General features: G+C 37.4%; 1 protein-coding gene. It reads left to right on the forward strand.

Annotation, left to right across the window (positions count from 1 at the left end; translation table 11 throughout):
- Positions 1–265 (forward strand): gliding motility-associated C-terminal domain-containing protein (locus tag ACFRAE_RS17830; RefSeq protein ID WP_422798523.1); only part of this gene is annotated, 265 nt, incomplete at both ends.

Genomic DNA, 265 nt, shown 5'->3' on the forward strand with positions numbered 1-265 from the left:
AGGCGCCATACAAACACTTGCTATTATTGTTAAAGTAGTTGATTTTAAAGATTATCTAAATACGGCACATTTGTCGAAACTGGATCAAATCGATACAAACACTAGCAACAATCAAGCTAGCGCGACAGTTGCGCCAAATTGTTTGAAGATTTATAATGAATTCTCACCAAATGATGACGGACAAAACGATTACTTCTACATAGACTGCATCGACCAATATCCTGACAACCAGCTCGAAATATTCAATCGCTGGGGTAATTTGGTT

Origin of the sequence: Sphingobacterium sp. HJSM2_6 (assembly GCF_049316305.1) — a bacterium.
In the GTDB taxonomy this organism is placed as follows: domain Bacteria; phylum Bacteroidota; class Bacteroidia; order Sphingobacteriales; family Sphingobacteriaceae; genus Sphingobacterium.